This is a genomic window from Spirosoma sp. SC4-14 (assembly GCF_037201965.1).
Taxonomy (GTDB): domain Bacteria; phylum Bacteroidota; class Bacteroidia; order Cytophagales; family Spirosomataceae; genus Spirosoma.
Genome location: NZ_CP147519.1, coordinates 1 through 12,043, shown reverse-complemented (window position 1 = coordinate 12,043; position 12,043 = coordinate 1). Strand labels below are relative to the sequence as shown.

Annotated in this window: 15 protein-coding genes; 6 read left to right on the top strand and 9 right to left on the bottom strand. The window is 48.0% G+C overall.

Annotated features, from left to right (window positions below; all coding sequences use genetic code 11):
• Positions 1-119 precede the first annotated feature (119 nt).
• The 5 genes from WBJ53_RS32155 to WBJ53_RS32135 all read right to left on the bottom strand — a co-directional run bounded on the left by WBJ53_RS32155 (position 120) and on the right by WBJ53_RS32135 (position 3,751).
• Complete coding sequence (locus WBJ53_RS32155; RefSeq protein ID WP_338877397.1) at positions 120-908, bottom strand: alpha/beta hydrolase; 789 nt, start codon at positions 906-908, stop codon at positions 120-122.
• 92 nt (positions 909-1,000) lie between these two features.
• Positions 1,001-1,807, bottom strand: coding sequence for an alpha/beta fold hydrolase (locus tag WBJ53_RS32150; RefSeq protein WP_338877396.1), 807 nt, complete (start codon positions 1,805-1,807; stop codon positions 1,001-1,003).
• Between the two features lie 15 nt (positions 1,808-1,822).
• On the bottom strand, positions 1,823-2,128 hold the full coding sequence (locus WBJ53_RS32145) for a hypothetical protein (protein ID WP_338877395.1): 306 nt from the start codon (positions 2,126-2,128) through the stop codon (positions 1,823-1,825).
• Between the two features lie 8 nt (positions 2,129-2,136).
• Positions 2,137-2,604 carry an SDR family NAD(P)-dependent oxidoreductase gene (locus WBJ53_RS32140; RefSeq protein ID WP_338877394.1) on the bottom strand — a complete coding sequence of 156 codons (468 nt, stop codon included), beginning with the start codon at positions 2,602-2,604 and terminating at the stop codon, positions 2,137-2,139.
• A gap of 73 nt (positions 2,605-2,677) precedes the next feature.
• Positions 2,678-3,751, bottom strand: coding sequence for a catalase family peroxidase (locus WBJ53_RS32135; RefSeq protein WP_338877393.1), 1,074 nt, complete (start codon positions 3,749-3,751; stop codon positions 2,678-2,680).
• A gap of 454 nt (positions 3,752-4,205) precedes the next feature.
• Between WBJ53_RS32135 and WBJ53_RS32130 the strand changes: the two genes are divergently transcribed.
• Positions 4,206-4,757, top strand: coding sequence for a cupin domain-containing protein (locus tag WBJ53_RS32130; RefSeq protein WP_338877392.1), 552 nt, complete (start codon positions 4,206-4,208; stop codon positions 4,755-4,757).
• A 455-nt stretch (positions 4,758-5,212) separates the two neighbouring features.
• On the opposite strand, the gene WBJ53_RS32125 is transcribed toward WBJ53_RS32130, so the two are convergent.
• The 3 genes from WBJ53_RS32125 to WBJ53_RS32115 form a co-directional block, all read right to left on the bottom strand.
• On the bottom strand, positions 5,213-5,650 hold the full coding sequence (locus WBJ53_RS32125) for a carboxymuconolactone decarboxylase family protein (RefSeq protein ID WP_111350881.1): 438 nt from the start codon (positions 5,648-5,650) through the stop codon (positions 5,213-5,215).
• Between the two features lie 64 nt (positions 5,651-5,714).
• Positions 5,715-5,960 (bottom strand): hexameric tyrosine-coordinated heme protein, encoded by a 246-nt coding sequence (locus WBJ53_RS32120; RefSeq protein ID WP_338877391.1) that lies wholly within the window; start codon positions 5,958-5,960, stop codon positions 5,715-5,717.
• A gap of 584 nt (positions 5,961-6,544) precedes the next feature.
• The gene (locus tag WBJ53_RS32115) at positions 6,545-7,468 is read right to left on the bottom strand and encodes a LysR family transcriptional regulator (protein ID WP_338877390.1); all 924 of its coding nucleotides are present in this window, start codon (positions 7,466-7,468) and stop codon (positions 6,545-6,547) included.
• A gap of 93 nt (positions 7,469-7,561) precedes the next feature.
• Here WBJ53_RS32115 and WBJ53_RS32110 point away from each other — a divergent pair, with 93 nt between their 5' ends.
• Genes WBJ53_RS32110 through WBJ53_RS32100 form a run of 3 tightly spaced genes read left to right on the top strand, consistent with a single transcriptional unit; the run spans position 7,562 to position 9,551 of the window.
• Complete coding sequence (locus tag WBJ53_RS32110; RefSeq protein ID WP_338877389.1) at positions 7,562-8,998, top strand: NADP-dependent isocitrate dehydrogenase; 1,437 nt, start codon at positions 7,562-7,564, stop codon at positions 8,996-8,998.
• Positions 8,999-9,017: 19 nt separating this feature from the next.
• Positions 9,018-9,257 carry a hypothetical protein gene (locus WBJ53_RS32105; protein WP_338877388.1) on the top strand — a complete coding sequence of 80 codons (240 nt, stop codon included), beginning with the start codon at positions 9,018-9,020 and terminating at the stop codon, positions 9,255-9,257.
• A 15-nt stretch (positions 9,258-9,272) separates the two neighbouring features.
• The gene (locus WBJ53_RS32100; protein WP_338877387.1) at positions 9,273-9,551 is read left to right on the top strand and encodes a hypothetical protein; all 279 of its coding nucleotides are present in this window, start codon (positions 9,273-9,275) and stop codon (positions 9,549-9,551) included.
• Between the two features lie 163 nt (positions 9,552-9,714).
• On the opposite strand, the gene WBJ53_RS32095 is transcribed toward WBJ53_RS32100, so the two are convergent.
• Positions 9,715-10,062 (bottom strand): hypothetical protein, encoded by a 348-nt coding sequence (locus WBJ53_RS32095; RefSeq protein WP_338877534.1) that lies wholly within the window; start codon positions 10,060-10,062, stop codon positions 9,715-9,717.
• Between WBJ53_RS32095 and WBJ53_RS32090 the strand changes: the two genes are divergently transcribed.
• Both WBJ53_RS32090 and WBJ53_RS32085 read left to right on the top strand, forming a co-directional pair.
• On the top strand, positions 9,952-10,584 hold the full coding sequence (locus WBJ53_RS32090; protein ID WP_338877386.1) for a DUF6671 family protein: 633 nt from the start codon (positions 9,952-9,954) through the stop codon (positions 10,582-10,584). The two genes, WBJ53_RS32095 and WBJ53_RS32090, sit on opposite strands and share 111 nt — an antisense overlap.
• Before the next feature lie 439 nt (positions 10,585-11,023).
• Entirely contained in the window at positions 11,024-11,608 is a 585-nt protein-coding gene (locus WBJ53_RS32085) for a sigma-70 family RNA polymerase sigma factor (RefSeq protein ID WP_020597184.1), read from the top strand.
• Positions 11,609-12,043 lie beyond the last annotated feature (435 nt).

The window sequence follows — 12,043 nt, the reverse complement described above, 5'->3', positions numbered from 1 at the left end:
TTAGCACAGCCATCTGTCCACTGGCCGTTGATGAATTGTTTGTTTAACGTTGTATAGGACATCATGATTTTATTTGTTAAAGGCCTTTTGTTGGTAGCCTGACTACCAAACCCGCCGAACTAAACAGTTGTGCTCTCTAGCCAATTCAGGATGTATTCGGCATCTTCACGCCACGTTGGCTGGCCCAATACAAAGTGATTGCGCCCCTCAAATTCTTTGTAATCGGTAATGGAGCGGCTGTCTTTGTACTTCATGTAATTGGTATGGTTCAGTGAAGCAGGAATGATGTGGTCGGTGCTCCCGGAGGTAATCAATAGCGGTGGGTGGTATTTGGAGAAATCAATATGAGCCGCTTCGGTTAGGCCATCCCTCGATACTTTCTTTGATTCCGGCACCACAAATTTGTCATACGCTTCGCGCTGAGCCTCATAAGGCATCCCGTTGGTAAATATGTACTGCCAATCCTCAAACGACATTAGATAGCTTTCGTCCGAATCGGTAAACAAGCCCAACGGGTGCCAGGTCGATTTATAGAAAGATAGCTCAAAGGTTAAGAGACCTTGTGGAGCAACAGGATGAATGGCTACGCCTGCGGTCCCCAAATCTCGTTGTAGTAAAAGCTGGACCATCAGGCCGCCAATCGAGTGGCCAATCAGGATGGGCTTTTCGGTATAGCGATTGGCAATTTCAGCGTAGTGATCGGTCAACTGAGCCAGCCGGATGGAGGCAATATCCGGGTCGGGCTGACGGCTTCGGAGCTCAGCCGGCGAAGCATCCTTATAAGGCCAGGGCGGTGCACTACAAGCATATCCTTTTGCGCAGAAGAACGAGATCCATTCGTCCCAACAGTTATTGCCGACAAAGGCACCCGTAATAAATAGAATTGGTCGATTTTTGCTTGCTTCCATGTTCGTAGAAATGTGTTTAGTGAAAGATTTAGTAGTCCATCGACTGCTGACGGTATACTATATACGCTATTGTTTGCAGTCATTTTTGACGCCTATTTGGCAATGTCCATGAGTACAGTTGTCACCTGATCAGGCATCGAAAGAAACGGACAGTGACTACTATTGAGGGTGTATGTATTTTTTATACCTGCCGCTGTCACCATGCGCTTTTGCAGCGGCAGGCCCACGGCATGATCCAGCGCCGTATGCACGTAGTACTTATCTACTTTTCCAAAATTGGCAGCAGTCAGTGTCACGGGATTGGTGAAGGGAATAGCGGGTTCGGGCTGGTAGTTATCGACAACCAGTTTTTTTACCGCGTCCGATCCATCCTGAATAAAGATCGGAACCAGGTTCTCCGACTTGATACCCAGCGTCAGGTTGTCGGCCGACGGGACCAAGGCAGGGCCAAGCAGCGACGTGCTGTCTGTCAGGGCCAACGCCAGCAGCGACTGTCCGCTGGCTGGAAGAAACGCACCAATGTAGACCAGCTTATCAATTCGGGCCGGGATCTTCTCGGCCGTTGCGGTCACCACCACCCCACCCATACTGTGACCGACCAATATGATATTCCCGGATTGATTATTGATGGCTGCAATAACTTTGTCCCGATAGGCATCCATTGTTACCGTAGCCGGGGGTGTTTTGTCAGTACCGTGGCCCGGTAATTCGACAACGACAACCTTCTGGCCTTTTTGCTCCAGTTGGCTCTTGACATACTGCCAGGCATAAGGAGCCTGCCAGGCACCGTGTACGAGTACAAATGTGTGTGCCGGTGATGGGTCATCGTCATTTTTACAGGCGGTAAGCGTAACCAGCATGGCACTGGCCAAGAGGAGGGAGATAAGTAAGGTTTTCATACGTCTTGTGTGTTTTTAAATGTTGAATCTTTTTGCCGCCCCCCACTCATATAAGGGATACGACAGAAATTGTATGACAGGGAGTGTTTTAGCATCGCTGCCCACCCGATAGCTGAACTGTGGCCTGGTAGTCCGAAGTATTTTTAATACAACATCAGCTACCGGCTCTGGCGAGGGGCCGTTCTTTATCGAACTCGAATAGGCCGATAAAGCGTTTTCCCGATCGGCAATTGTTGGTTCAGCGTAGGCGAACCCCTGCACCAGGTTGGTCTTGAAAAAAGCAGGCTCTACCACGGAAATACGGATATTGAACGGTTTCACCTCGAATCTTAACGACTTAAAAAACCTTCCAGCGCATGTTTCGAGGCCACATAAAAGCTTTGAAACGGAATTCCAACCAGTCCGGCCAGGGAGCCAATAGTGATAATCTGACCACTTTTTTGGGCTCTCATCAAAGGCAAGACGGCTTTTGTCATATTGACCGTTCCCCAAAAATTAATCTCAAACTGCTTGCGGGCTAATGTCGAGCTGGTTTCCTCGGCACTTCCATTCAGGTCATTTCCCGCGTTATTTATCAACACGTCGATCACTACCGTTTTAGCCGATAAGGCAGCTAAACAGTTTTTTATCGACTCTTCGGACGTTATGTCCAAGGGTAATAGCATAAAGGCAACCTTGTGTTGATGCCGTTCCGGAAAACGACTGGTGCCAAACACGGTAAAGCCGTTTTCATGAAGTTTGTTGGCAATACTCAACCCAATACCTGAGGTTGCTCCGGTAATCAATACGGTTCGCATATCCATAAAGAGTTTACTGTGAATTCGGACTTTTCTAAGTCGTCTGGCAACAGAATGATTGACGGGGTGACAGTTAATGCACTTCAAACGCCCCCTGACGTCCACCTACCGAAATAGGATACGCGCGTGCCCGGTCCAGCAGCATTGGGTCGGCGATATTAATCCCTTCGGGTACGTTGTTGGGATTGAAAAACAGCGTTTTATCCTCCGCAACCGTATTCGCGGCCACTTTAGTGATTGTCACCGTTCCGAGCAGAACACGCTTCCGGCTATCGGGCCAGGCAATTGAAGGATCTTTGATCTTATCGCCTTTCTGGGCAATCTGAGCATACAGCTTAAACACAACCGGTTTCTTAGCCACTCGCTCCTTAATTTCTTCCTGTAGGTAATTGGGGCCTAAAGCGGCAACCTGCTGGGCCGTCAGGAACTGCTCACCAGCTTCAGGAATGATCTGATAACGAACATACTGCGATTGGCCAGCCTTGTTGGTAAACTTAAATGAATTTACGCCAAAGTAGGCCAGCGTTCCCCAGCTTGGGGTGAAGGGTTTTTGCGTCGTCAAAAAAGTTTTCGCGACAGGATGCGTCGCCAGAAACTGGTTCAGCGTGGCTGGATTTCCTTCTCGATTGGCCCCAATGGCTTCCAGCATGACTTTAAACTGATCCGTTGTGGACACAGGGAAGCCGTTGAAACTATGGAAGATGATATCGGTCGATTGATTCTCGGGCATTTGAAACTTGATGGCCATACCCCGTGGGTGGGAGGCCCCTACCGTGTCAGGAATATCGGGAATCCCCGTAAAGTCAGAGAATCGAACGAGAACCGGCAGCGAACCGCTTTGTAAATGGGCCGCTTTTGTCAGCTTACGAGCTTCGGGTGCGGGTGTAAAACTACCCTCCAGAATGAAGCCCTTGGCATGAACGGCCCGCCCGTCATGTTTACCAAAAGCCGTATGAAACATATCAACGACCTGAATAGGTGTAGCTCTGGTAGTAGATTTGATACCGGCATTCCCGTCCTGAGCATGAGCTCCGGGCAGTGTGCTTAGTGTGAGCGCAGTCAGCTGCAAAGCCACGTTAAATCGGTTGCGTTTAAGGCTATTGCCTGCGCCGGTTGACTTGTTTGGCGTACACGAAAGAGTGTGCATATAGTTGATTAGTTATGGTTCAAACACCCTTTACCAAACCCTGTGCCGAAGGCCGCTAAAAACTAACTATTATCATTATCCCCTCATTTAAAGTCAGAAACGACCTTTTTAACCGCCAGATGAATGTGATTATAACCTCAGGTTAGCTTGCTTAATCCAGTATATCTGGAGTAGTTAGACAAATCCGTAATGAAGTACGACTCAACTGGAGGATGTTAGATGTGCTGAAAGTTTACAATCCTAAAAATCTAACAGCTAAGCGATGGCAATTGCTCCAATGTCACTTTAACGAAACCTTAAATAGGCCCTCCTAGCTAATATTGAGGTTACACTTATGATTTACGACTGGGTTTCGGCAGAAGCAAACGGATTATCTTGTTTCATTTTCGTTTGGCGACCGGCTTGGCATAAGCCTTGTTAATTGGTACGTATCTACCCTATACTCTATCGCAATATGGCCTACCGGAATAAAATAATTCGCAATGCCAAAACAGGTCAGGAAATCATGTTCCTGCATACCGCCCAAAACACAGACGGTCAATTTCTGGGCATGTATGCTACATTTCAGCCACAGCCCAAACCCACAGTACTTTATTGTTTACCACAACAAACGGTGGATTTTGATGTATTATCGGGCGAGCTTACTATTCTTCTGAAGGGAAAATATAAGCACTTGATATCGGGCCAAGCAATAACTATTGCGGCTAATCAGCCTCATGCACTATGGAACGGATCAACTCAGCAAACGACCATCAATTGTCGGGTACGCCCTGCTCTTAACACTGAGTATCTTCTGGAAACAGTAATTGGAATAGCGAGTGCCGAAGCGGATAACCGGAAAGGTATTTCTCGAATGCTCCAAATCGCCTTAACGGCCAATTCGTTTTCGAATGTATTCAGGCTGAGCAATTTCCCCTTTATATTCCAAAAGGTTGTCTTCTTTTTCCTCACGCCAATTGCTTATTTAGCTGGCCTTAAACCCGTGTATAAGGAGTACATAGACTAAATGCCCCTAAAGGCAATTTTCCCCTACTACAAGTTCCCAGAAGACTCGTATTTTCTAGACTAATCCGGCAATTAATGCCAGAACGAATGAAAGTCAAAATAAACGGATAGACTTTGTTTGAAGGTAGAACAGTTACAATGTCATAGCGTTGTAACCAATTCCCTATTAGTACTGGCTGGATACTGCTTATCTACTCAGAAAGGGGTTCACCAAAGCTTCACCCATCTATAAAAATCTAAATAACAAGCTCTTAGCTATCGTCGAAGTTGACCTTTTTGACCGCAACCGTGATATGCTGATAATCAAAAAAAACGCTTGCATCACTGAAGAGCCACGATGCTCTTCAGTGATGCAAGCGGCTCCGTAGCCCTTCAGTATGACCAGCTTCACGTATCAGTGTTAGCCAGGTTTATGGCATAAGACATATCTCTTAATTTGGTTGAGCTATTTTTTTATCAGGCAGGCGTCATACGGGTAGCTATACCAATCCGATTCCAGGCGTTTATACTAATGATCGCCATGATGAGTTGAGCCGTTAGTGTTTCACCAAACAGAGCAATGGCCTGCTGATAAGTCCTATCTGATACCCGTTTTTCGCGGATCATCGTCACTTCTTCAGTTAGCGCCAGTAACGCCCGTTCTTCATCCGAAAAATAAGGGCTTTCCTCCCAGGCATCCAGAGCGTAGATGCGCTTTTCAGTTTCGCCATGAGCCCGGGCATCTTTGGTGTGCGATTGAATACAATAGGCGCACCCATTAACTTGAGATGCCCGGATTTTGAGCAAATCAAGTTGGGATACCGTTGGGCCAGAACTCGCGATGTGCGTATCTATGGCCGAAAGCAATTTATAGAACTCAGGGTCGATGTGGCCAATTTTTAAACGCTTTTCCATTGTTTTTTCCAGTTAAAAATAAAATTGTATTTCGCTTGGGAGATCGTCATTTATAGGCCTCTCTTTAGAGAGATACACGCCAGTAGTCGTTAGCGGCCGCAATGGTCGAAAACTCGATAGCTACAGTTTGCCCAACCGCTAGTAACATCATCGCATCATTGGCATAAACAGCCCGCAGGTTTTCCCGAATCTGGGCATCGGGTTGAGTCGTTTTAATGATTAACCGGGCTATTTTGATAGCTAACTGGCGACCTTCTTCCGGGGTAGCCGTGATGAGGCTATTCGCAGGAATCAATGTTATAGTTTCCATGTATCCTAGACAGATAATGATTGTGATGATTAGTTTCAAAAGCTTAACAACGAGATAGTCTTGAACCCACCCTGGTAGTTTCTCTTCTTCGATAGAGATGCGCCAAACTTGTGCCGAAGATGATGTCTGGAAGAGTAATAGTTAAAATGCAGGATGAAAGACTTTTGAGGCCCTTTCAGAGAAGACTGTTGGCCGCTTTCCTATTTTTTTAAACGAGTTAGTGATCCAAGAATTCTGGATATTTCAAACCCGTTTGGAGAAAATTCCGGGTACCTTGGAGCAGCGCAGCAACACGACTCTTCTCCTATTGTTATATCCCGCTATGGGCAGGTTAAAATGAAGAGATTTGTTAAAGGGCATCGAGATGAAGGCTACGTTTGCTACGGCTCCTAGTTAGCAGTTATTAAAATTGCGGATCTAGCTAGACGATACTCCTCTCTTACTCAAAAACCGTCCAGCCAAATGGTCATTTATTTGACAATTCCGTACCTATTGTCCTGAAATTTAGCCCTCTACATTATTATTAAAGATTGCGAAAAATTGTACACGAAAACGTCCGATTCCAATCAGGTCAACACATCCACTTAATACCGCTCGTAACCGGCAAATCGGTCGCGAATAATCTGCTCTTTATGGGTCGTCAGGTAGTCCATAAAGGCCTGAGCAACGGGCGAGAAAGGCCGGTCTTTCAGCCAAATCAGGTTCCAGGAGGTTTGTAGCGGAAGCCCCGTGACCGGGATAATCGTCAGATCCCCGTGCTGTACTTCATTCCGTATCCCAATCAAGGGCATAATCGAATAGCCCAGGCCAGCCATGATGGCTTGCTTCACCGCTTCATTCGAGGTTAGTTCCAGCTTTTTACGAACCATTACCTGATGGTCAGCAATAAATGTTTCCATCACGTACCGGGTACCCGAACCGGCCTCCCGGTAAATCAAAGGTAACGTTTTCAACACGGAAGGGGCCTGCTCCGTCACCGGCTGTCCTGAATCAGCCCCGCCTACCAAATACAATTTATTGGGCATTAATTCGATGCGGTCAACAGCCAAATGCTGCGGCAAGATCGACACTAAGGCAAAATCCACCTCATTCTGAGCCAGACTTTCCAACACCCGCTGCTTGTTGGTGACGTCCATTTTTAGCTCGATGCCGGCATGGGCCGCCAGAAAGCCCGACAAAAAATACGGCATCACATATTTCCCCGTCGAGACCACCGAGAGGCTGAGTTTACCATACAGCAGCCCTTTGTAAGCCAGTGTTTTATGATTAATGGCATCGACCTGGTTCACTATTTTTTCCGCAGCCTGGGCAATCTCCCGCCCAAAATCGGTCAAATAGAGCTTGCGGCCGATGATCGCCGTGAGTGGAATATCAAACTGATCCTGAAAGTTTTTGAGCTGAATCGACACCGCTGGCTGGGTCAGATACAAGGCGTCGGCCGCTTTGGTGATACTTTGCGTTTGGGCGATTTTGAGGAATACCTGTAACTGATGCAGCGTGTGATTCATAAAAATGATTTATGTATTGTATCAAAAGTATAAATTATTATTTATAGAACAAACCCTACACCTTTGCGGCATCAATCAACAAGTCGTTTACCTATGACCCCCATAACAGTTGCCAAAGGAGATGGCATCGGTCCTGAGATTATGGACGCCACGTTACAAATTATCCTGGCTGCGGGCGCTCAGCTGGCCATCGAAGAGATCCAGGTTGGTGAGCAGGTATACCTGGCCGGAAACACATCCGGCATCGCCAGCGAAGCCTGGGACAGCATCCGCCGAAACAAGGTGTTTCTTAAGGCACCCATTACCACCCCCCAGGGGGGCGGCTACAAGAGCCTCAACGTGACCACCCGTAAAATGTTGGGGCTCTACGCCAACGTACGTCCCTGCACCAGTTTATTCCCCTTTGTCAAAACCAAACATCCGGCTATGGATGTGGTCATCATCCGGGAAAATGAAGAAGATTTGTACGCGGGTATCGAGCACCAGCAGACCGATGAAGTGGTGCAGTGCCTCAAACTGATCAGTCGACCGGGCTGCGAGAAAATTGTGCGGTATGCCTTTGAATATGCCCGCCACTACGGCCGCCACAAAGTGAGTTGCTTTACCAAGGATAACATTATGAAGCAGACCGACGGTTTGTTTCACCAGGTATTCGACGAGATCGCCAGCGAGTATCCCGACTTGCAGAACGAACACTGGATTGTCGACATTGGCGCAGCCAAGCTGGCCGATACACCCCAAGCCTTCGATGTGATCGTGATGCCCAATCTCTACGGGGACATCTTGTCGGACGTAGCGGCTCAGATTGCCGGATCGGTGGGTCTAGCTGGATCGGCCAACATTGGCGAAGAGGTTGCCATGTTTGAGGCTATTCATGGGTCAGCGCCCCGCCGGGCGGGCCAAAATCTGGCTAACCCCTCGGGTTTGTTGCAGGGGGCCATCATGATGCTCAACCACATTGGCCAGTTCGCCGTCGCCGAGCGGGTACACAACGCCTGGCTCAAAACCATTGAAGATGGCGTCCATACCTACGATATCTATAAAGAAGGGGTTAGTAGCCAACAAGTCGGCACCCGCGAGTTTGCCCAGGCCGTTATTGACCGGCTTGGTGAGAAACCGGCTACCCTTAAAGGCGTATCCCACTCGAACGAAACACCCCTTCAACTTCCAGCTTACCGGCGTAAAGCCAGCGCCCCAAAAGAATTAATCGGTGTCGATGTGTTTGTCCACTGGTCAGGCAGTAACCCCCAGGAGCTGGCCGCCCGAGTGAGTGGAATTCAGTCCGCCGATCTCCCCTTGAGCCTGATTACCAACCGGGGCATTAAAGTGTGGCCCGATGGCTTTCGGGAAACATTTTGTACCGACCACTGGCGGTGTCGATTCCTACCGACCCAAGGCCATTCCGTCACCAAACAGCAGATCGTCGACCTATTGGCCAAGGCCATTGAAGCCGATCTGGATACGATCAAGACCGAAAACCTGTACGCTTTCCATGGAAAACCGGCCTTTTCCATGGGTCAGGGGCAATAATCTAAACGAACTTACACCCATGCACCTACAACTGATGAACGGCTGCTTTACTAAAACGGAAGCGCTCGAGCTGCTCGCCCAACTGATAGCCGTCAAACTAAACTTTCACCAGCAAAAAATCGCGGGCTCGCACAGTGAGGAAGATATTAAACAGCGGGAGAGCCGCATCAAGCAGCTTCAAAACGAGTTAGCCCAGGCTCGTTGGCAGATTGAGTCGACACCTGAACCGATCGATATACACGCGATTATTAACCTTTAATTGAATCAACAACCGATGGAAAATACCTTTCGTGTGCAATTGATTGAGGGCAGCTTTAGCCAGGAGGAAGCCCGGGAAGTCTTGTCAGGCTTATTGACCTACAAAATTAACTTCCATGAGTTGAAAAACTTTTCGCACCAGGAGCGGCAGGGCCGAGAACATGCGGCTTCGCTCCAACGAGCCGGGGCTTTAAAAGCCGACAAAGCCCTTCTTTCATCCTGGCTACGAGGCATTGAAGCGGGAAAAACAATTCGTCTTGAGTCGGTTATTCACCTATGCGTGGAGGAGCCGTAAACTATCGGCAGTCATCGTTTACGCCTATAGGACGTAGACGATGACTCGTTAGCCGCCTGGCGCCGGGCGGCAAAATATCGGCTGAATAGCTACTTCACCTACCGTTATGCCACTCCACTCCTAGCCCAATCCATTGCTTAGCCTGTACATGCTGATGACAGCCTCAGACTCCCAACGCCTGTCCGTTTATGCGGGCAGGCGTATCATCCTGCCCACGAAACATGCCAAGTCCCGGGCCATCGCCCCACCGTTTGGGGACCGGCTGGCCGCCCGTATTGAGGAATATGAACTGGACACGGATCGATTGGGCACCTTTACCGGGGAGGTCGAGCGGGCCGGTAGCGCCCTGGATTGCGCCCGGCGCAAATGCGAGTGGGCACTGGAGGGGTTTGGCCACCAGGTGGACTACGTCCTGGCCAGTGAGGGTAGCTTTGGCCCGCACCCGTATCTGCCTTTCCTGGCCTGTGATGAGGAGATCCTTTATTTTATTGACCGAAAGCGGGGGTTCCATCTGCATCTTTCGCTCGTCAGTGAAATGACAAACTACCGTATGGGGCAGGTAGACAGCTGGGAAGCCTTATTGGCTTTTGCCGAGGCAGCCTGGTTTCCTTCCCATGGGCTCATTCTACGTCCGACGGATAGGGCTACCAATGGCCCCATTTTTAAAGGCATCCAATCAACGCAGGCTCTTCAAACTGCTTACGAAGCGTCCAGGAGCTACTGCAGCCAAGGAGCTATTTGGGTTGAAACCGATATGCGGGCCCAGTTTAACCCCACTCGTATGGAAGTAATTGGTGAACTGGCCACCCGGCTGGCGGATCGGTTATTGCGTTTATGCCCGGCCTGTCACACCCCTGGCTGGGGCAAAGTGGGGGCCGAAAAAGGGCTACCCTGTCGCCAGTGTGGCCAGCAAACAGAACTAATTAATCGCGAAATCGATGGGTGTGTATTATGTACGTATAAAGAGGTACGAGGACGATCCGATGCACTCTCACAAGCAGACCCAGAGGATTGCCCCGTTTGTAATCCCTGATGGAGGGAAAGCGGGCCAGACCTCATTAGCATAGGCTTTAGGTTTACGCCATAAACCCAGTCTACCCCGAAAACGATCGTAAACCAAGTCTGGATGAGCTGACTCCTTTCGTCCCAAGTTGAAGGTCAAGGGCTAACAAACGTCTAACAATCAATGCAATAGAGCCGACTAGCGGCTCCTGGATTTGGCAAAGTGGCATTATATATTGATCATCACTGGTCAATAGTCCCCCTTCACGCTAAAAAGATCGCTCAAATTAAGGGCACTTATCTTCGTCAGTATATCAGGTTATCAATTGCTTTTATAAAGTGGTTAACCAGGCTGTCCATAAACACCGACCTGCTGTTGTATTAATGTATCCTCCAGGTAAGTGTCGACCATTGTCTTATTCGAGGTTTTTCTGTTTCTTTACATAAAATAGAAAAAATTCAAGAAAACATTGACTACAGGTCAGTCGGACGCGCAATTATGGAAGGCGTTTAAAGCGGGCGATAAGGCAGCTTATGAGTTGTTGTACAATCGTCACTTTAAAGCGCTGAGCCATTATGGATATCGGTTGACTCCTCAAAAAGCAGTAGTCGAAGATGCTATTCAGGACGTTTTCATCGATCTATGGCGACGCAGGGAACATTTAAGTGATGTCGAACAAGTCAAATTTTATTTTTTCCGGGCCTTACGTAATCAACTGATCCGTAACGCCCGTCACGATGTCTTCGAAAGTTCTGAAGATATAGGCAATTTTTTAGACCTACTGGTTCATCCATCCATTGAACAACAATCCATTGAGCAGGAAACGCTTCTGGCTGAAACCTACTCTGTGCAAGCCGCAATTGCCACCTTAACGAACCGGCAACGAGAAGTGATTCATCTTCGTTTTTACCAAGGGCTGAGCCTTGATGAAATTGCCCAAGTAATGGGGCTGACCAAACAGGCTGTAAACAACCTCATCTCCAAATCATACACCGCACTCCGCATAACGCTTAAAGCCGCCAAGGCAATATTACTCCTATTACTTCTTAAGTGAAACAAGTACCTCTGATTAGTAAAATCGGTGACTTGTGCTATTCTTGAGGCCGCTATTTGGTATAAGTAGTTTTCTTACAACAAAATTTATTGTATAGATAGTTAGTTCTGCGAAAATAGTATACCTCTACAGATGAAGCGTACTTATTGCAAGGTTCTCCTAAATACAAAAACTTGTTGGCACAATTGTAAGCTTCACCAAGCTCGTATCGAATATGGTAAATGTAAAATCAATGGCGAGGGAAGTGCTGGTAAAGTAGGGGTTATACATTTAGGAGTATATAAAACCCGTTCAGACGCTCGAAGTAGGTATTGACCATACGGATTAAAGTTCCTTCTTTTTGACGAGTCATTACTTATGGCAGGAGGTTGCAACAGCCGTATAAAGTGAAATTTAATAACATAATCGACAGCGTAAAGGGTAAGGTCGGTAGGA